Here is a 19,340-nt window from a genome sequence, read left to right as displayed (position 1 = left end):
CGTGGCGGTGGCACAGTGGCGGCCGCTGCCCTGCGGCCGCCTTCAACCCCGTTTCCTGCCAGGTGCTTTGCCATGAAAACCCGCCACCGTTCCGACAGCGACGACGACCAGCCGCGGCTGGCGGTGCTGATCGACGCCGACAATGCGCAGCCGTCGGTGATCGAAGGCCTGCTTGCCGAGGTCGCCAAGTACGGCGTGGCCAGCGTCAAGCGCATCTACGGCGATTTCACCAGCACGCGCATGACCCAGTGGAAGCAGGCCCTGCTGAAGCACTCGATCAGCCCGGTGCAGCAGTTCGCCTACACCAGCGGCAAGAACGCCACCGACAGCTCGCTGATCATCGACGCGATGGACCTGCTCTACACCGGTCGCTTCGACGGCTTCTGCCTGGTCTCCAGCGACAGCGACTTCACCCGCCTGGCGCAGCGCCTGCGCGAGGAGGGGCCGACGGTGTATGGGTTCGGCGAGCGCAAGACCCCGGATGCGTTCGTGCAGGCCTGCGACAAGTTCATCTACACCGAAGTGCTGCGCAGCGAGGCCAGTGCCGCCGAGCCGGCCAAGCCCGCTGCCGCGGCCGCCAAGCCGGCGGCCAAGGGCCGCAAGAAGCCCGCCACGACGCCGGCCAAACCCGAGCCGGCGCCCGTGCCGACCGAGACCAAGGCCGCGGCGCCACTGACCCTGCTGCGGCAGGCGATCGAGGAAGCCTCCGACGACCAGGGCTGGGCCGGACTCGGCAGCGTCGGCAGCTATCTGAACAAGGTGCGGCCGGATTTCGATCCGCGCCTGTACGGCCACAAGAAGCTCAGCGACCTGCTGCGCCGGCTGTCGTCGCACTTCGAACTGGAGGAGCGCGGCAACGAAGGTGGCGGCAAGCGCATCTTCGTGCGCTCGCGCGGATGAGCCGCCTGTCGCTACCGCACGCGCCGCGGTGTGGCGTCGCGGCACTGCCCGGCGCACCCAGGTGCACGACACGATGAGCGATCGACCCTACGCCCCCTCCTGCGACCGCAACCGCGATCCGATCCTGCAGGTGCTGCAGCGCCAGTTCGCCGACCGCCGCCGCGTGCTGGAGATCGGCAGCGGCACCGGCCAGCATGCGGTGCATTTCGCCGCGGCGCTGCCGCATTTGAGTTGGCAATGCAGCGAGCGCGCCGAGCACCTGCCCGGCATCGCGCAGTGGCTGGAAGCGGCGGCGCTGCCGAACACGCCGCCGGTGCTGGCGCTGGACGTGCGTGAAGGGCCATGGCCGCGCGGCGGCTACGATGCGGTGTTCACCGCGAACACCTTGCACATCATGGGTTGGGACGCGGTGCAGGCGTTCTTCGCCGGGGTCGGCTCGTTGTTGGCGAACAGCAGCGACGCTTTGCTGGCCGTGTACGGCCCATTCAATTACGGGCACCTTCACCAGCGACAGCAATCGCGACTTCGATGCGTGGCTGAAGGCGCGCGACCCGGCCAGCGGCATCCGCGATGCCGAGGCGGTGGATGCGCTGGCGCAGGCACAGGGGCTGGTGCTGCAGGACGACGTGGCGATGCCGGCCAACAATCGCTGCCTGGTCTGGCGCCGCGGCTAGGCGTGGCTGATCACCGCGTGCGATCGATCCGTCGGCCGCGCGTTGCTTCCAGGTGACGAAGACGCACCATTGCCCTCATGGCGGGTTCACCGTGGTGCCACGATGGATTCACCGCGCGCTTGCGACTGTGCGCAGACACCTGCCGCCGCCGAACGGGCCTGCGGCCGGTGCTTCCTTCCTTCGCCACGGAGCGTTCCCATGGACAACAACGACAAAGCCCGCGATCTCAATCGCGACCCGATTTCTGGCACCCCGGGTTCGCATCCGGTCGGCGTCGGCATCGGCGGCACCGCCGGCGGCGTGGCCGCGGGCGCACTGGCCGGCACCGTATTCGGGCCGCTCGGCACCCTGATCGGCGCAGCGGTGGGCGTGGTCGCCGGCGCGGCCGCGGGCAAGGGCGTGGCCGAGCGCATCGACCCCACCGGCGAGGACGCCTACTGGCGCGAGGAGTACCGCAACCGCGACTACGCCAAGGCCGATTACGACTACGACCGCGACTATGCCGCGGCCTACGGCCTGGGCCTGCAGGCGCGCGAGCAGTATCCCTCGCGCACCTGGGACGAACACGAGCGCGAACTGTCGCATGACTGGGGCACGCGCCGCGGCGACTCGCGCCTGGAGTGGGACGAGGCGCGACTGGCCGCGCGCGACTCCTGGGAGCGCGCCGACGCCACCTACCGCACCTACGAGGACAGCGACCGCTACTACGCCGAGCGCTTCGACACCGTGGACTACCGCGGCACCGACAGCAGCTACGACGACTACCGCCCGGCCTACCGCTATGGCGTGCAGGCGCGCAGCCGCTACCGCGATCGCGTCTGGGACGACCGCCTGGAATCGGATCTGGAAAGCGGCTGGGAGCGCGTCAAGGACCGCTCGCGGCTGAGCTGGGCGCAGGCCAAGGCCGCCGTGCGCGAAGCCTTCGATTCGGATCGCTACGATCGCCCTGGCCGCGGCAATCCGCCCGATCCGCGGGTCTGACGTCGACACGCGTTCGATCGGGTTGCCGCCAGCGGCGCCCGATTGAATTGCGCCTTCCGTCGGCGCAGCGGCCGGATATGCGCGGCCGCTGCGCCGTATGCGGGAGTGTTTTCTGTGGGAGGGACTTCAGTCCCGACGCGCAGTGCTTCCGGTACCCGAGAATCAGGGCCACGCTACGACCCTGCCACACGGGCAGTGGTCCAAAGATGTTCCCCGGAAGTCATTCGGCAGTCCGGCGCGATGACGACATCCGAGGTCGCGGCTGAAGCCGCTCCTACGCAAAGCGGATAATGGTGTTGTAGGAGCGGCTTCAGCCGCGACGCTATTTACGCCGCACACCAAGCATCCCGCGGCCTGCGTCATCGCCACGACCGGCACCGCCACCCACGGCGATGCCGACGTGACTGGCTGCCTCAGGCCGCCTGCACGATATGCAGCGCCTTGGGATTGCGCCAGGTCGCCAACAGCCGCGCTTCGCGCTGCTTGGCGTCGTGCAGGTGCGCTTCCTTGACGTGGCCGTAGCCGCGGATATGTTCCGGGATGCTGGCGATCTGCACCGCCAGCGCCAGGTTGTCCGCCTGCAGCCGCTGCAGCAGTTCGTCCACGGTGGCGACGTAGTCGGCGATCAACTGCCGTTCGCCGCGCCGCTCGGCGCTGTAGCCGAACACGTCGAAGGCACCGCCGCGCAGCCGCCGCAGCTTGGCCAGCCACTTGAACGCGGTGAACATCCACGGGCCGTATTCGCGCTTGCGCAGCCGGCCGTGTTCGTCCTTCTTCGCAAACAGCGGCGGCGCCAGGTGGAAGCGCAGCCGGTAGTCGCCCTCGAACTGTGCCTGCACCTGCTGCGCGAACGCGCCGCTGGTGTACAGCCGCGCCACTTCGTACTCGTCCTTGTAGGCCATCAGCTTGAACGCATAACGCGCCACCGCTTCGGTCAGCGCGGTCGAGGCCGGGGCCACGCGCTGCTCGGCGGCGCGCACGCGCTCCACCAGCGCGGTGTAGCGTGTGGCGTAGGCGGCGTCCTGGTAGTCGACCAGGAAGGCATGGCGGCGCGCGACCAGTTCGTGCAGCGAGCGCGACAGGCGGCTGTCGTCCAGCGGCGCGTGGCCGGTGTCGCCGCTGTCGGCGGCGGCCGGCAGCTCGCGTGCCGGACGCGGATTGGGCGGATTGCGCGGCGCGGCGCTGGCGCCCGCCTCGTGGCCCTCCCACTCGCCCGGCGGCAGCTGCTGCAGGCCCAGCGCCTGGCGTTCGCCCTCATCCGCGGTCGGATCGGCGAGACCCGCCGCGCGTCGCACCGCCGGCAGGTCCAGCGCCGCCAGGCGGCCCCAGGCGAACGCCTGCTGGTTCATCGCCACCGCTGCGCCGTTGAGTTCGATCGCGCGCATCAGCGCCGCGTGCGACAGCGGCACCAGGCCTTGCTGCCAGGCGTAGCCGAGCATGAACAGGTTGCTGGCAATGGCGTCGCCGAGCAGCGCGGTGGCCAGTTGCGTGGCGTCGAGCAGCAGCGGGTCGCGCCCGCCCAGCGCCAGGCGCACGCCGGCAATGATCTCGGCGGCGGGGAACCGCATGTCCGGATGCGTGGTGAAGGTGCCGGGCATCGCCTCGTAGCTGTTGAGCACCACCTGCGAGCGATCGCCACGCACCTTGGACAGCGCCCAGTAGTCGTTGACCACCACCATGTCGCAGCCCAGCACCAGGTCGGCCTCGCCGGCGGCGATGCGCACCGCGTGCAGGTCCTCCGGCTGCCGCGCGATGCGGATATGCGTGGTGACGGCGCCGCCCTTCTGCGCCAGGCCGGTCTGGTCGAGCACGCTGGCGCCCTTGCCCTCCAGGTGTCCGGCCATGCCCAGCAGCGCGCCGATGGTGACCACGCCGGTGCCGCCGACGCCGGTGATGAGGATGTTCCAGGGCTGGCGCAGGTCGCTGCGGAAGCTCGGCGCCGGCAGCTGCTCCAGCAGCGCCGCGGCCTCGGCCTTGCGGCCCTTGCGCGGCTGCCCGCCGTGCACGGTGACGAAGCTGGGGCAGAACCCGGACACGCAGGAATAGTCCTTGTTGCAGCTGGACTGGTCGATCTGGCGCTTGCGCCCGTACTCGGTCTCCTTCGGCAGCACCGACACGCAGAAGCTCTTCTCGCCGCAGTCGCCGCAGCCTTCGCAGACCAGCGAGTTGACCAGCACGCGCTTGGGCGGATCGGGCAGCTTGCCGCGCTTGCGCCGGCGCCGCTTCTCGGTGGCGCAGGTCTGGTCGTAGATCAGCACGCTGGTGCCCTTGACCTCGCGCAGGCGCCGCTGCACCGCGTCCAGCTCGCTGCGGTCGTGGAAGTCCACGTCGCTGGGGAACAGCTCGCGGCGCCGCGTCCACTTGCCGATGTCGTCGCTGACCAGGGCGATGGTGTGCACGCCTTCGGCACGCATCTGTCGGGCGATGTCGGGCACGCTGAGGGTGCCGTCCACCGGCTGCCCGCCGGTCATCGCCACCGCGTCGTTGTAGAGGATCTTGTAGGTGATGTTGACGCCAGCGGCGATCGACTGGCGGATCGCCAGCGAGCCGCTGTGGAAATAGGTGCCGTCGCCCAGGTTCTGGAACACGTGCGGGGTGTCGGTGAACGGCGCCTGCCCGGCCCAGGTGACGCCTTCGCCGCCCATGTGGGTGAAGGTGTCGGTGGCGCGGTCCATCCACGTCACCATGTAGTGGCAGCCGATGCCGGCCATCGCCCGCGATCCCTCCGGCACCACCGTGGAGGTGTTGTGCGGGCAGCCGGAGCAGTAGTGCGGCACACGCGGGAAGTTGGCGCGCGGCAGCGCCATTTCCGCTTCCTTGGCCTCCATCCAGCGCAGCCGCTGCTCGATCGACGCGGTGTCGAGCGCAGCGGACTGCGGCAGGCGCAGGATGCGCTTGCCGATCACCCCGGCGATGGTGGCCGGGGTCAGTTCGCCGGTGGACGGCAGGATCCATTCGCCGGCCTCGTCGTACTTGCCGACGACGCTCGGGCGCGGGCCGGCGCTGGCCGGCCAGTTGTAGAACTGCTCCTTCATCTGCCGCTCGATGAAGGCCTTCTTCTCCTCCACCACGACGATGTCCTGCAGCCCGCGCGCGAACGCGGCGATGCCCAGCGGCTCCAGCGGCCAGGTCATGCCCACCTTGTACACGCGGATGCCGATGCGCGCGCAGGCGTCGGCGTCCAGGCCCAGGTATTCCAGCGCCTGCAGCACGTCCAGGTAGCTCTTGCCGGTGGTGACGATGCCCAGCCGCGCCTGCGGCGCATCCATCACCGTCCGGTCGATGCCGTTGGCGCGGGCGAAGGCCTGCGCGGCGCGCACGGCGTAGCGGTGCAGGCGCATCTCCTGGTCCAGCGGCGGATCCGGCCAGCGGATGTTGAGGCCGCCCGGCGGCAGTTCGAAATCCTCCGGCAGCACGATCTGCCGCGCGAACGGATCCACCTGCACCGAGGCCGAGGATTCCACCGTCTCGGCGATGGTCTTGAAGCCGATCCAGCGCCCGGTGTAGCGGCTCATCGCCCAGCCGAGCAGGCCCATGTCGAGGATGTCCTGCACGCCGGCCGGATTGAGCACCGGCATCATCGCGCTGACGAACTCGTCCTCCGAGCCGTGCGGCAGGGTCGAGCTGCGGCAGGCATGGTCGTCGGCGGCCAGCGCCAGCACGCCGCCGTGGCGCGAGGTGCCGGCGGCGTTGCCGTGCTTGAACACGTCGCCGCAGCGGTCTACGCCCGGGCCCTTGCCGTACCACATGGCGTACACGCCATCCACGCGCGCGCCGGGGAAGAGATTGGTCTGCTGCGTGCCCCAGACCATGGTCGCGCCCAGGTCCTCGTTGAGCCCGGGCTTGAACACCACCTTGGCCGCGTCCAGGTGCTTGCGCGCGCGCCACAGTTCCAGGTCGAACCCGCCCAGCGGGCTGCCGCGGTAGCCGCTGACGAAGCCGCCGGTGTTCAGCCCGGCGGCGCGGTCGCGCAGCTGCTGCATCAGCGGCAGTCGCACCAGCGCCTGCACGCCGGACAGATAGATGCGGCCATCGGTGCGGGTGTACTTGTCTTCCAGCGTATAGCCGGTATCCACGCCGTCGGCAGCCGCTGCGGCGAGGGAGGACGACGGACGCGGATCGGCGATGCGGTTCATGGCTTGCCCGGAAATGGAAGGCTGGCGGGCGCGCAGCGCCTGCCGCGCGCGATCGCCCCGATTGTATCAGCGGCGATTTTTGCGCTCGTTCTCGTCCACGGCGGCGCGGGCACGGTAGGATGGGACCTGGGTGAGGGGATCACTCCAGGGGATTGCAGCAGTGAAGGCATACACATACGCAGTGGCCGCGATGCTGGCCTGCATCGGTCTGGCCACCGCGGCCAGCGTGCGGGCGCAGGCATTGCCGGCACCGAAAGAGTTCTATTTCGACGAAGACCGCAGCACCACGCGTCCGGTGACCGCCATCGCCGGCAGCGGCGAGGCCCTGGTCGATCGCCTGGCCAGCACCGTGCAGCGCAACCCCGACGCCAACGAGGCACGGGCGCAACTGGCCGGCATCGCCATGGCCGGTGGCCGCCGGGAACTGGGCGAACAGTTGTACCAGGCGGCGCTGCATGGCCTGCCCGCCGGCATGCAGCGGCGCCAGGTGCAGTGGAACTACGGCTGGGACCTGCTGCGCGCCGGCGACCCGGGGCGCGCGTTGAACGAGTGGAGCGCCCTGGTCAACGGCCGCCCGGCGGCACCGGACTGGATCCCGCCGACCCTGGCGCTGGCACTGTGGCGGTTGCAGCGCAAGGACGAGGCGGTGAAGTGGTACGCCGCGGCGGCACGCACCTGGCCGGACAAGTGGGGCGCCGGCGCCGATTTCGCCGCGCTGCTGCCGACCTGGCGCGACGACGAGCGCGCCACCCTGGCCGAGGTGCAGGCCGCCTGGAAGGCCGCGCCGCCCGCCTGGCCCTGAGCCGGCGCGCAGCGCGCCCGCCGCGGCAGGGCAGGGCAGGGCGCGCGTCGAGGCCTGCGTCGAAGGCGATGCGGCTGTCGCCTTCGCGTTTCCTGCCGTTTGAGGCGCAACGCCAACGCGTCGCACCGTGCGTGGTGCGGCCCGCGCAGGCGCTGCCGACGCGGCGCTGGTGGGCCGGCATGCCCCGCGCGTGGCGGATCACGATCGCCATCGTTGATCTGCCACGCGCCGGCACGTCGGCGCGGCCGCGGCGGCCGCGCCTCCATCGCGTCCACACAGCGCATGCGATGATGCGGGCCGATTCTCGTCGAGTTGCGTTGTCGCGATGGCCTTCGATGCCTTTGCCCTGATTCTGGCCATGCTGGCGCTCGGCAAGCTGTTCGCGCGCCTGCGCGTATTGCCGGCCAACACCACCGAAGTGCTCAACGGCGTGGTGCTGTACCTGTGCCTGCCCGCCTCGGTGCTGATCTACGTGCCGCGCCTGCAGTTCAACCTGGACCTGCTCGGGCTGATGCTGACCCCATGGCTGCTGACCGGCGTGAGCGTGCTGGCGATGCTGGCCTTGCGCGGGCCGCTGCGGCTGCGCCGCGAGCAGCAGGCGGTGCTGCTGCTGTGCGTGGCGCTGGCCAATTCCAGCTTCATCGGCTACCCGATGGTGCGCGCACTGCTCGGCGAAGCGGCCTTGCCGTATGCGGTCGTCTATGACCAGTTCGGCACCTTCGTGCTGCTGTCCAGCTTCGGCCTGTACGTGCTGGCGCGCTACAGCGGCGAGGCGCCGCCGTCGCCGCGGCAGACCTTGTTACGCATGGCGCGTTTCCCGCCGCTGTGGGCGCTGGCGTTCGCGCTGACCCTGATGCCGGCGCAGCCGCCGGCCTGGATCGCCTCCGGCCTGCAGCACCTGGCCGACGCGATGCTGCCGCTGGTGATGCTAGCGGTGGGCTTCTCGATCCAGTTGCGGCTGCCGCGCGAGGAACTGGCGCCGCTCGCCGCTGGCCTGGTCTTGAAGCTGCTGCTGTTGCCCGCCCTGGCCTGGCCGCTGTCGTTGGCGCTGGGCCTGCGCGGGCAGGCGCTGCAGGCCAACGTGCTGGAGTCGGCGATGCCGACCATGATCACCGCCGCGCTGCTGGCGATCTCGCATCGCCTCGCCCCGCGCCTGGCCGCGGCCCTGGTCGGCTACGGCATCCTGCTGTCGCTGGTCACCTTGCCGGCCTGGGCGTGGGTGTTGGGGGCGTTGCGGTAGTGGCGGCGCGACGCCTGGCGTCGCGCGGCATGGCGTCGGGGCGGAAGGGCGGCGCCTCGTCGGCATTGCGTGCGCATCCGTACCCTCATCCGCCCCTGCGGGGCACCTTCTCCCGATGGGAGAAGGGAGAAGCCGCTAGCCCCTCTCCCCCGGGAGAGGGGGTGGGGTGAGGGTCGGGCGCAGCCTCATGAAAACAGGAGCAGTCGCAACCGACACCGGAAGCGACAGATAGCGCCTGGTCGCGGCTGAAGCCGCTCCTACACAGCCTCACCACGCCGCAACTGAAACGCCCGCCGCTAATCCGCCGGCACCGTCCGCCCGCTGGCCCAACTGCGCAGCGCCTGCACCTGTTCGGCCATCAGCACCGACAGCGGCCGCGTACCGCGGATTTCCTGCATCAGCAGCTCGGTGTCCAGCGGCCGCTGTTCGGCGTGGGCGGCGTACAGCCCGGAGACGATCGCCTGTTCGATCTCCGCACCGGAAAACCCGTCCGCCGCCGCGGCCAGCGCCGACAGCGCGAACGCATCCGCGTGCAGTTGCCGCCGGGTCAGGTGCAGGCGCAACAGCTCCACCCGGGCCTGCGGATCGGGCAGGTCGACGAAGAAGATCTCGTCGAAGCGGCCCTTGCGCAGCAGTTCCGCCGGCAGCTCGTGCACCTGGTTGGCGGTGGCGACGATGAACACCCCGGCGCTGCCGTCGGCGTTGCCGCGTTCGGCCATCCAGGTCAGCAGCGTGCCGAGCACGCGCCGCGACACGCCGCCGTCCTCGCCGCCGCTGGCCAGGCCCTTCTCGATCTCGTCCATCCACAGCACGCACGGCGCCAGTTGCTCGACCGCGGCCAGCGCGTCGCGCAGGTTCTTCTCGGTCTCGCCGTGGTACTTGGCGTACAGCGCGCCCATGTCCAGGCGCAGCAGCGGCACGCCGAACCCGGCCGCGGTGGCCTTGGCCAGCATCGACTTGCCGCAGCCCTGCACACCGAGCAGCAGCACGCCCTTGGGCGGGTCCAACCCCGGCGGTGCGGTGCCGGCGAACACCGCGCGGCGCTGCGCGATCCACTGCTTGAGCCGGCGCGCACCGGCCACGTCCTCGAAGCGCGTGGCATCGTTGTCGTACTGCAGGTGGCCGCTGCGGTTGAGCAGTTCGAACTTGAGCTTGGCCAGTTGCGGCAGGTCGGATGCGGTGAGCGCGCCATCGGCGTAGATCAGTTGCCGGGCGATGCGCCGCGCGTCGATCAGGCTGAGCCCGCGCAGGTTGCGCAGGATCTGCTTGACCGCCTCGCCGTCGACCTCGACCCGGCGTCCGCCGAACTCGCGTGCGTAGCCCTGCGCTTCCTCCTGCACCATCTTCAGCAGCGCGTTGGCATCGGGCAGGCGCGGATTGAAGCGGGTGGCCAGCGCCTCGAGTTCGGGCGGCAGTTCGATGCGCGTGCCGATCAGTACCAGCACGTGCGGCTGGCAATGGCGGCGCTCGACGATGTCGCGCAGCAGGCGCTGGTGGCTGGCATAGCCCAGGTACGGAGTGACGTCGAGCAACAGGTAGATGCCGCGCTGATCGGCCTGCTTGATCGCCTGCAGCACCGCGCTGGCGTCCGGCGGCCCGCTCGGCGGGTCCTCGCGGTCCAGGTCGATGCGGCGCAGGCCCTCGGTGATCGACCAGCGGTGCAGGGCGCGCCAGACCTGCATCAAGGCCTGCCGGAACAGGTCGACGATGCGCGCCTCTTCCTGCGTCTCGATCACGATCAGGGGCGTGTTGGCGCGGATCAGCGCGACCAGGTCCTGCAATTCGCTCATGGCATTGGAAGCCGAAGGGGGCCGCCACGATAGCAAGCCCGGCGGCGGGCGGCGTGCTGCGCGTTGACTACCGGCTGACGTAGGGCCGGTGTACGCTCCGGCTTCTTCCCCCGGAAGCGAGGCGTGCATGAAGACGATCCTGGTGGCCGGCTCCAAGGGCGGCGTGGGCAAGACCACGGTCGCCACGCACCTGGCGGCGTCCTACGCGCTGGCCGGCAAGCGCACGGTGCTGGCCGATGCCGATCCGCAGGGCTCCTCGACCCGCTGGGCCGAACGCCGCGCCGGGCTGGACAGCGCGGTGCTGCCGATCGACGCCAGCCGCAAGCGCAGCTGGCGCGCGGCCCTGCCCGACGATGCGCAGCGGGTGATCGTCGACGCCGCCGCCGGCGCCATGGCCGAGGATCTGGGCCACTTCCTCGAGGAGGCCGACGCGGTGGTGGTGCCGGTGATGCCGTCGGCGCTGGACATCGACGCCACCGTCGGCTTCCTCAACACCCTGGCCAAGGTGCCGCGGGTGCATCAGCGCAAGCTGCCGGTCGGGCTGGTGCTCAACCGCAGCAAGCCCTGGACCAATGCCACCCAGCAGGCGCTGCAGATGCTCGCCGACTGGCCCTACCCGGTGGTGGCGCAACTGCGCGACAGCCAGGCCTACGTGGTGCTGGTGGGGCTGGGCCGCAGCCTGTTCGATTACCACTCCGTCCAGGTCCGCGACCATCAGCAGGACTGGGAACCGTTGCTCAAGTGGCTCAAGAAGGCCTGACCGATGACCATCGTTTTGCGAGAAGTGATCCTGCTGCGCCATGCCCACGCCGAACCGGCCGACACCGGCCAGGCCGATTTCGACCGGCCGCTGTCCCCGCACGGCCTGGCCGAGGCCGAAGCGGCCGGGCGCTGGCTGCTGGAGCAGCGGTTGGTGCCGGACCGGGTGCTGTGTTCGCCGGCGCGGCGCGCGCGCGAAACCCTGGAGGCGGTGCTGGGCCTGACCGGCTACGTCGAGCAGCGCCTGGAGCCGCGCATCTACGAGGCCACCTCGGGCACCCTGGCCGATCTGCTGGATGGCCACCGCGACGTCGAGCGGCTGCTGCTGGTCGGCCACAACCCGGGCCTGGAGCGGCTGGCGGCGCTGATGCACAGCGGCCAGTCCGGCGACTACCGCGGCATGCCCACCGCCAGCGTCGCCGTGCTCGGGGTGCCGCACGACGCGGCGATCGAGCCGGGCGTGGCGCGGTTGACCGCGTTCTGGTGGCCCTGAGCGCGCTGCGCAGGTCCCTGCGGCCGGCGCTGTGCGCCGCGCTGCTGCCGTTGTGTCTGTGGTGCGCCACCGTCCATGCGCAGGTGACGCCTGCGCCGCTGGCGCCCGGCGAGTATGGCCTGGACCCGGCGCAGTCGCGCTTCGGGTTCGAGATCCGGACCCGCTTCGGCCAACGCATCGAAGGCTTCTTCCCGCGCTACGAGGGCACCGTGCACGTGCTGCCCGATGGGCGCCACCAGGTGCACCTGCGCCTGTTCACCGCCTACGTGGAGATTCCCGGCAAGCCGCGCTACACCGGCTGGATGCGCGGCGAGGATTTCTTCGACGCGCCACGCTACCCCACCGTGTCCTTCGACTCGCAGCCGTTCTCGCCGCAGGTGCTGGGCAAGGGCGGGCCGGTGCCCGGCACGTTGAGCATCCGCGGGATCAGCCACGCCGAGACGCTGACCGTCATGCCGGCCGCATGCACCCGCCCAGGCTATGATTGCGATGTCATCAGCCGCGGTACGGTATTGCGTGGACGTTACGGAATGGACAAGTGGGATCTGGCCTTGAGCGACCGGGTCACGTTCGTGCTGCGCGCACGCCTGACCGAGGCGGCCCCTCGGTGACATCGCGGCTGATGCGGGTGCTGGTGGTGGTGGCGCTGCTGCTCGGCAGCGGCTGCGCGAGCCTGTCGCAGGCGCAGCACGGCCGTGCCGTGGCGATCGCCGAGGCCGCGCGCGACCGCCAGGTCGACTGCACGCGCGGGGACCACTGCGCGCTGGCCTCGCCGCTGCGCGGGCTGGCCGGCAAGGCCTTCGCCCAGTCCGGCGACGGCGCGCCGCGGCATTACGCCACCATCCTCGACCATGGCGAAGAGGCGCTGGTGGCGCGGGTCAACCTGATCCGCAGCGCCAGCCGCAGCATCGACCTGCAGACCTACATCTTCGACAAGGACGACAGCGCACGGCTGGTGATGGACGAACTGCTGGCCGCGGCGCGGCGCGGGGTCAAGGTGCGGGTGCTGATCGACCAGCTCTCGGCGATCTCCGACCTGCAGATCCTCGGCGCGCTGGCCGGTGCGCACGAGAACTTCTCGCTGCGCATCTACAACCCCACCTTCGGCCTGGCCAAGCCCAACTACTTCCACTACGCGGCCAGCGTGCTGTGCTGCTTCCGCCGCTTCAACCAGCGCATGCACAACAAGCTGCTGGTGATCGACGATGCGATCGGCGTGGTCGGCGGGCGCAACTACCAGGACGATTACTACGACTGGGACGCCGAGTACAACTTCCGCGACCGCGACGTGCTGGTCGCCGGTCCGGTGGCGCGGTCGATGGCCGCCAACTTCGATGCGTACTGGGCGGCGCGGCGCAGCGTGCCGGTGGCACGGCTCAACGACGTCGGCAAGCTGCTGCTGCGCGAGGGCGTGCCGGCGATGCCGCCGGCGCAGTTCCTGCGCCCGGAGCGGGTGCAGCGGGTCAGCGAGGAGGCGGCCGATCCGGCCTTCGTGGAGAACGCCTTCGTGCTGCCGGCCTTGCCGGTCAAGCACGTGGACTACGTCGCCGACCTGCCGCAGAAGCACCGCCGCGAGCACGGCCCCAAGGCCATTTCCACCGCGCCCAAGCTCGACCGGCTGATCGCCGAGGCGCGCGAGGAGATCATCCTGCAGACGCCGTACCTGGTGCTGTCGGACCCGGCGCAGGAGATCTTCCGCGACCTGCGCAAGCGCACCCCGCCGCCGCGCGTGGTGGTGGCCACCAACAGCCTGGCGGCCACCGACAACCCGGTGGTGTACGCGCTGTCCTACAAGTACAAGCGCCGCAACCTGCGCGAGCTCGGCTTCGACATCTACGAGTACAAGCCGTTCCCGCTGGACGCGCCGGTGGACTACGCCAACCTGCTGCCGGCACCGCTGCAGGGCGAGCTGCCGTCCGCGCCGGCCAGCGGCCAAAGCGGCGGCGATACGCGCAGCGGGCGCAACACGCTGCTGGGCGGCAGCGCCGCCGGGCGCAGTTCGCTGCTCGGCAGCGGCAGCGGCGGGCCATCCGGCGGCCGCGGCGACGGCAGCCAGGTCGAGCGTCGCGTGCTGCGCACCGAGACCCGCCCGTCCTACCTGAGCCGGCGCATCGCCAACCGACCGTTGCCGGTGACCCGCGAGGGCGCGCGCATGGGCCTGCACGCCAAGTCGCTGGTGGTGGACCGCCGCGTCGGCGTGATCGGCACCCACAACTTCGACCCGCGCAGCGAGACCTACAACACCGAAGGCGCGGTGATCGTCGACGATCCGGCGTTCGCGCAGGCGCTGGCAGCCAGCATCGGCCGCGACATCGAGCCGGAGAATTCCTGGGTGGTGGCGCCGCGGGTCAAGCCGCCGGTGCTGTCGGGCCTGAACTACAGCATGGGCAAGGTCTCCGAGGCGCTGCCGGTGCTGGACTTCTGGCCCTGGCGCTACGCCACCGACTACGATTTCCAGCCCGGCCCCGACTGCCCGGCGCCGCTGACCCGGCGCGATCCCGGCTTCCACCGCTGCTACAAGGCGGTCGGCGATTTCCCCGAGGTCAACGTCGGCCCCAAGTGGCTGCTGGTGCGCATGTTGACCGCGTTCGGCTCGGGGCTGGTGCCGATTCTTTGATTCGCCGGGAGTGGGGATTCGGGATTGGGGATTCGTAAAAGCAGATCCCCCGCGACCGGATGCCCCGTGCAGGCGCGATAATGTCAGTGTCGGGGATGCCGCTGTTGCCCATCCCCACTCCCGAATCCCCAATCCCGGCCTCCCAATGTCCTTTCGCGCACCCGCCGATCTTGCCGCCCTCAACGCCGATTGCCGCGACACCCTGATCGCGCACCTGGGCATCGTCTTCACCGAGGCCGGGCCGGACTGGCTGCGGGCGACGATGCCGGTGGACGCGCGCACGCGGCAGCCTTACGGGCTGCTGCACGGCGGTGCGTCGGTGGTGCTGGCCGAGAGCCTGGGCAGCACCGCCGGCAACCTGTGCGTGGAGCCGGGGCGCATCTGCGTGGGCCTGGAGATCAACGCCAACCACCTGCGCGCCGCGCGCAGCGGCGTGGTCACCGGCACCGCGCGGCCGCTGCACGTGGGCCGCAGCACCCAGGTGTGGGAAATCCACATCGAGGACGCGGCGGGCAAGCCGGTGTGCGTGTCGCGGTTGACCCTGGCGGTGGTCGATCGCGGCTGAGCCCGGTCGATGGCTGAACCCCGCCGTGGCGCGCGCTGCCGCGGCGGCGTCTTCGGGCTGACACAATTCTCCGCTAGGCCCCCGCTTCCGGTACCCTTATCCGAATGAGCGAGTTCTCCCCACCCGCCATGCGCCAATACGGTGGGGCGCTGCGCTGGGTTCGTTACGGCTACCGCGTGCCGCTGCTGGCGTTGCATGTGCTGTTGTCGCTGCCGTTCCTGCTGGTGTGCATGGCGCTGTCGCCCGGCCGCGCCGGCACCGAGTCCTTCGGCGACCGCATGGTCTGCTGGTGGTCGACCTGGTTGCTGCGCATCTTCGGCCTGCGCGTGCGCCGCATCGGCGCGCCGCTGCCCAATCCAGTGCTGTTCGTCGCCAACCACGTCAGCTGGATCGACATCGTGATGCTGCACAGCCAGCGCATGATGGGCTTCGTCGCCAAGCGCGAGATCGCCGGCTGGCCGCTGGTCGGCTGGCTGGCCGCACGCGGGCAGACCATCTTCCACCAGCGCGGCAGCACCGAGTCGCTGGGCGGGGTGCTGCAGGCGATGCTGGAGCGGCTGCGCTCCGGGTGCTCGGTCGGCGTGTTCCCGGAAGGGCGCACCCGCAGCGGCCAGGACGTGGGGCCGTTCCACGCGCGTATCTTCCAGGCCGCGGTCGAGGCCGAGGTGGCGGTGCAGCCGGTGGCCCTGCGCTACGGCGCCGGCGGCTCCGCGCAGCAGATCGTCGCGTTCGGCCCGCACGAGAGTTTCTTCGCCAACTTCCTGCGCCTGCTCGGCGAGCCGGGGCGGGTGGCCGAGGTGCATTTCCTGGAGCCGATCCGGCTGCAGGACGTGGAGGGGCGCCGGCGCATCGCCGAGACCTCGCGCGCGCGCATCGTCACGGCGATGGCACAACCCTGAACACCGGGACACCGATCCTGACGCGCTTGACCGATTACTCCAATCGGCGGGTGCAAGCTGGCGGCCCATGAACGCGACCGATTACTCCCCCCCACGCTGGCTGCGCAACCCGCACGTCCAATCGGTACTGGGTTCCAGCCTGCTGCGGCTGCGCCGCGGCGAGCAGTTGCTTGCCGCCAGCGGCGCCACCACCACCTCGCACATCCTCGACGGCGGCGACGGCGTGCGCCTGCAGGGCTGGCTCAGCGTGCCGGCCGGCGCCCCGCCGCGCGGCACCGTGCTGCTGCTGCACGGCTGGGAAGGCAGTGCCGACTCCAGCTACATGCGCCTGACCGCGGCCAAGATGCTGGCGCTGGGCTACCAGGTGTTCCGGCTGAACTTCCGCGACCACGGCGGCACCCACCACCTCAACGTGGATCTGTTCCACTCCGAGCGCCTGGACGAAGTGGTCAACGCCGCCTGCGACCTGTGGCAGCGCTTCCCCGCGCCGACCCTGCTGGCGGCCGGCTATTCGCTGGGCGGCAACTTCGCCCTGCGCCTGGCTCTGCGCGCGCCGGCCGCGGGCCTGCCGCTGCGCCACGTCGCCGCGGTGTGCCCGTTGCTGGACCCGGCCACCACCATGCAGCGGATCGAGAACGGCCCGCAGTTCTACGACTGGTACTTCCGCCGCAAGTGGCGCGAGTCGCTGTTGCGCAAGCGCGAACTATTCCCCGACCGCCACGGCTACGACGACGCCACCCTGGCGCTGGACATGCGCGGGCTGATGGCCTGGCTGGCCGAGCGCCATGCCGGCTTCGCCAGCCTGGACGCCTACTTCGACAGCTACTGCATCGCCGGCGAGCGCCTGCTCGGGCTGAGCGTGCCGGCCGACATCCTGATGGCCGAGGACGACCCGGTGATCCCGCTGGACGACTTCCGCAACTGGCGCCTGCCCGAGGTGGCCCGGCTGGAGATCGCGCACTGGGGCGGCCATTGCGGCTTCATCGAGAATGCGCGCGGCGACGGCTTCGCCGAACGCTGGGTGGCCGAACGGCTGACCGAGGGGCTGGTGGAAGCCTAGCCGGCCAGCGGGCGACCTCGCCCGCGCCGGCGTGCGACAGGTGCTCGGCAGGGTGGGCGCACCCGCGCCCCCGCGAGCGCGACACGTGTCGACGCGCCTTCCGTCGTTCCTGCATCACCGTCGTCACCGCGTCGCGCGCCTCGGCACACCGGCTCGTCTGCGCAGCCGGGCATGCGCGGCGCGCCTTGCCGACCGCATCGCTTCCGCCCCGCGCAGGATCGGCACAGCGGCTTCCAGCGGGGCCCGCCGCGCCTGCCGCGTGGCCGCTGACGCCCGCGCAGGGCAGGCCGACGCTCCCGCTACAATGCGGGTTTGCCCCAACGCCGGACCCACATGCACCAGCCCATTCTCGACGCCCTGCGCCGCCAGGACACCGCCGACGCGCTGCGTCTCGCCCAGACCTGGGCCGCCGAGGCCGCCGACGACCCGCAGGCCTTCCGCTGGCTGGCGCTGGCGCAACAGCAGCACGGCGACACCGCCGCCGCCCTGGACAGCATCGGCCGCGCGATCGCGCTGGCACCGGAAGACGCCAGCCTGCACCTGCTGCACGCCGGCATGCTGGTCAGCGCCAACGACCTGGCCCAGGCCGAGGACGCGCTGGCGCAGACCGCGGCGCTGGATCCCAACGAATTCCTCGCCTACGTGATGCGCGCGCACCTGGCGCTGGGCCGCGGCGACCTGGACGAAGTGGAGCGGCTGAGCCGCACCGCCGCGCGCCTGCAGCCGGAGCATCCGCAGTTGCTCGGCGTGGACGGCATGCTGGCGCTGCGCCGCGGCGACGCCGACCGCGCGCTGGCGCTGCTGGCGCGCGCCAGCAATGCCCTGCCGGACGACCCGCGCCTGCTCTACGCGCTGGGTTTCGCCTACCTGGACAAGCAGCACTTCGCCTTCGCCGAGACCGCGTTCCGCCGCGTCGCCGCGCTGACCCCGGGCACCGGCGCGGCGATGATGGCGCTGGTCGCGCAGCTGGCCTACCGCCAGGGCCGCCTGGACGATGCCATCACCGCGCTGGAAACGGTGCTGGCCGATCCGGCCGGCGACACCGCCAACATGCGCCGGCTGGCCGGCGAGTACGCCCTGCAGGCCGATCGTCCGGCCGAGGCGCTGGACCACCTGCGCCGCACCCTGGCGGTGGCCCCGGCCGACCGCCGCACCCTGCACGCCGCGCTGATCGCCTGGCAGCGCCTGGGCACGATCGACGACGCCCGCGCCACCCTGGAAGCGGCGCTGGCCACCACCACCGACGCCCACGACCTGTGGCTGGCGCGGCTGGCGCTGGAGCCGGTGGGCGGCCCCGAGGCGCGCGCGCTGATCGCGCGCTGGCAGGCGGCGATGCCGGCGCACGTGCCGGCGCTGGAAGCGCAGCTGCGCGTGCACGACATGGCCGGCGAGCGCGACCAGGGCGAGGCCGTGGCGCAGCGCATCGTGGCGCTGGAACCGGGCCGGCTCAGCGGCGAGGAACGCCTGGTCGAGGCGCTGCTGGAGCGCGGCGAGCACGATGCCGCCATCGCTCACGTGCGCGGCCTGATGCAGCGCATGCCCGAACACGACCGCACCGTGGTGCGGCCGTGGCTGGCGGCGGTGCAGGATGCGGCCGGGCGCCCGGAAGACGCGTTGGCGACCTGGGTGGCCTTCCAGCAGGAACAGTTGCCGCATCGCCTGCCGCTGCCGCCGCTGGGCCAGGCCCCGGCGCAGTGGCCGCCGCTGGGCACGGTCGACCCGCAGAACCAGGCGCGCCCGCTGTTCGTCTGGGGTCCCCCGGGCAGCGGCGTGGAGCGGGTGATTGCGGTGATCGACGCGGCCAGCCCGGTGCTGCGCGGCGACCGCTTCGGCCCGCAGCCGCCGACCGACGGGCTGCAGCGCTTCCGCAGCGTCGAGGAACTGGACAGCGGCGCCCTGGACGGTGCGGCGCTGGTCGCCGAGTGGCGCGCGCAGCTGCCGGCGCGCGGCGTCGGCGACGGCAACATCGTCGACTGGCTGCTGTGGTGGGACAACGCGCTGCTGCGCGCGCTGCGCCCGCACCTGCCGGAAGGGCGGTTGCTGGTGGTGCTGCGCGATCCGCGCGACATGCTGCTGGACTGGCTGGCCAACGGCGCCCCGGCGCCGCTGGGCCTGGCCTCGCCGGAGACCGGCGCACAGTGGCTGGCCGCGGTACTGGCGCAGGTCGCCGACCTGCACGAGCAGGACCTGTATCCGCACCACCTGGTGCGCCTGGACGGGACCGAGCACGATCCGGCTGGCGTGGCGGCGGCGCTGGAGCAGGCGTTCGGCATGCCGTTCCCGACCATCGCCACGGTCGGCCCGCCGCGCCTGGCCGCCGGCCACTGGCGCGCCTACGCCGCCCCGCTGTCCGCCGCCTTCGCGCTGCTGACGCCGGTGGCGGTCCGCCTTGGCTACCCTGAAACCTGATCCCCCAAGGAGATT

Annotated in this window: 14 protein-coding genes and 1 pseudogene; 13 read left to right on the top strand and 2 right to left on the bottom strand. The window is 71.4% G+C overall.

Translation table 11 applies throughout. From position 1 onward, the window contains the following. The first annotated feature begins 72 nt into the window (after nucleotides 1-72). From Q7W82_RS02160 to Q7W82_RS02150, 3 genes and pseudogenes are all read left to right on the top strand, one after another. Nucleotides 73-900 (top strand): NYN domain-containing protein, encoded by an 828-nt coding sequence (locus Q7W82_RS02160; protein WP_242159093.1) that lies wholly within the window; start codon nucleotides 73-75, stop codon nucleotides 898-900. A gap of 73 nt (nucleotides 901-973) precedes the next feature. Next, nucleotides 974-1,574, top strand: a pseudogene (locus Q7W82_RS02155) (DUF938 domain-containing protein). A 198-nt stretch (nucleotides 1,575-1,772) separates the two neighbouring features. Then, nucleotides 1,773-2,555: a hypothetical protein gene (locus Q7W82_RS02150; RefSeq protein ID WP_242159094.1), complete on the top strand. Its 783-nt coding sequence runs from the start codon at nucleotides 1,773-1,775 to the stop codon at nucleotides 2,553-2,555. A 413-nt stretch (nucleotides 2,556-2,968) separates the two neighbouring features. Here Q7W82_RS02150 and Q7W82_RS02145 read toward each other — a convergent pair whose 3' ends face one another. Continuing rightward, nucleotides 2,969-6,691 carry an indolepyruvate ferredoxin oxidoreductase family protein gene (locus Q7W82_RS02145; protein ID WP_242159095.1) on the bottom strand — a complete coding sequence of 1,241 codons (3,723 nt, stop codon included), beginning with the start codon at nucleotides 6,689-6,691 and terminating at the stop codon, nucleotides 2,969-2,971. Nucleotides 6,692-6,881: 190 nt separating this feature from the next. On the opposite strand from Q7W82_RS02145, the gene Q7W82_RS02140 reads away from it, so the two are divergent. Further along, complete coding sequence (locus Q7W82_RS02140; RefSeq protein ID WP_242159270.1) at nucleotides 6,882-7,493, top strand: tetratricopeptide repeat protein; 612 nt, start codon at nucleotides 6,882-6,884, stop codon at nucleotides 7,491-7,493. Between the two features lie 325 nt (nucleotides 7,494-7,818). After that, nucleotides 7,819-8,733 (top strand): AEC family transporter, encoded by a 915-nt coding sequence (locus Q7W82_RS02135; protein ID WP_242159096.1) that lies wholly within the window; start codon nucleotides 7,819-7,821, stop codon nucleotides 8,731-8,733. Nucleotides 8,734-9,029: 296 nt separating this feature from the next. Here Q7W82_RS02135 and Q7W82_RS02130 read toward each other — a convergent pair whose 3' ends face one another. Beyond that, complete coding sequence (locus Q7W82_RS02130; RefSeq protein ID WP_242159097.1) at nucleotides 9,030-10,523, bottom strand: AAA family ATPase; 1,494 nt, start codon at nucleotides 10,521-10,523, stop codon at nucleotides 9,030-9,032. 127 nt (nucleotides 10,524-10,650) lie between these two features. On the opposite strand from Q7W82_RS02130, the gene Q7W82_RS02125 reads away from it, so the two are divergent. The 8 genes from Q7W82_RS02125 to Q7W82_RS02090 all read left to right on the top strand — a co-directional run bounded on the left by Q7W82_RS02125 (nucleotide 10,651) and on the right by Q7W82_RS02090 (nucleotide 19,325). Next, on the top strand, nucleotides 10,651-11,283 hold the full coding sequence (locus Q7W82_RS02125; RefSeq protein ID WP_160947918.1) for a ParA family protein: 633 nt from the start codon (nucleotides 10,651-10,653) through the stop codon (nucleotides 11,281-11,283). A gap of 15 nt (nucleotides 11,284-11,298) precedes the next feature. Continuing rightward, on the top strand, nucleotides 11,299-11,775 hold the full coding sequence (locus tag Q7W82_RS02120; RefSeq protein WP_160947952.1) for a histidine phosphatase family protein: 477 nt from the start codon (nucleotides 11,299-11,301) through the stop codon (nucleotides 11,773-11,775). Nucleotides 11,776-11,858: 83 nt separating this feature from the next. Next, nucleotides 11,859-12,386 carry a YceI family protein gene (locus Q7W82_RS02115; RefSeq protein WP_242159271.1) on the top strand — a complete coding sequence of 176 codons (528 nt, stop codon included), beginning with the start codon at nucleotides 11,859-11,861 and terminating at the stop codon, nucleotides 12,384-12,386. 11 nt (nucleotides 12,387-12,397) lie between these two features. After that, nucleotides 12,398-14,392 (top strand): phospholipase D family protein, encoded by a 1,995-nt coding sequence (locus tag Q7W82_RS02110; protein ID WP_242159272.1) that lies wholly within the window; start codon nucleotides 12,398-12,400, stop codon nucleotides 14,390-14,392. A gap of 145 nt (nucleotides 14,393-14,537) precedes the next feature. Next, a complete protein-coding gene (locus tag Q7W82_RS02105) occupies nucleotides 14,538-14,957 on the top strand; it encodes a hotdog fold thioesterase (protein WP_242159098.1) in 420 nt (139 codons plus the stop codon). Between the two features lie 104 nt (nucleotides 14,958-15,061). Then, the gene (locus Q7W82_RS02100; RefSeq protein WP_160947915.1) at nucleotides 15,062-15,856 is read left to right on the top strand and encodes a lysophospholipid acyltransferase family protein; all 795 of its coding nucleotides are present in this window, start codon (nucleotides 15,062-15,064) and stop codon (nucleotides 15,854-15,856) included. Nucleotides 15,857-15,923: 67 nt separating this feature from the next. Beyond that, a complete protein-coding gene (locus Q7W82_RS02095; RefSeq protein ID WP_160947914.1) occupies nucleotides 15,924-16,916 on the top strand; it encodes an alpha/beta fold hydrolase in 993 nt (330 codons plus the stop codon). Between the two features lie 333 nt (nucleotides 16,917-17,249). Next, nucleotides 17,250-19,325, top strand: coding sequence for a tetratricopeptide repeat protein (locus Q7W82_RS02090; RefSeq protein ID WP_242159099.1), 2,076 nt, complete (start codon nucleotides 17,250-17,252; stop codon nucleotides 19,323-19,325). The last annotated feature ends 15 nt before the right edge of the window (nucleotides 19,326-19,340 follow it).

It is taken from the genome of Xanthomonas indica (assembly GCF_040529045.1).
In the GTDB taxonomy this organism is placed as follows: Bacteria; Pseudomonadota; Gammaproteobacteria; order Xanthomonadales; family Xanthomonadaceae; genus Xanthomonas_A; species Xanthomonas_A indica.
Note: the sequence above shows the minus strand (reverse complement) of the source record. Positions and strands in the feature narration are given on the sequence as shown.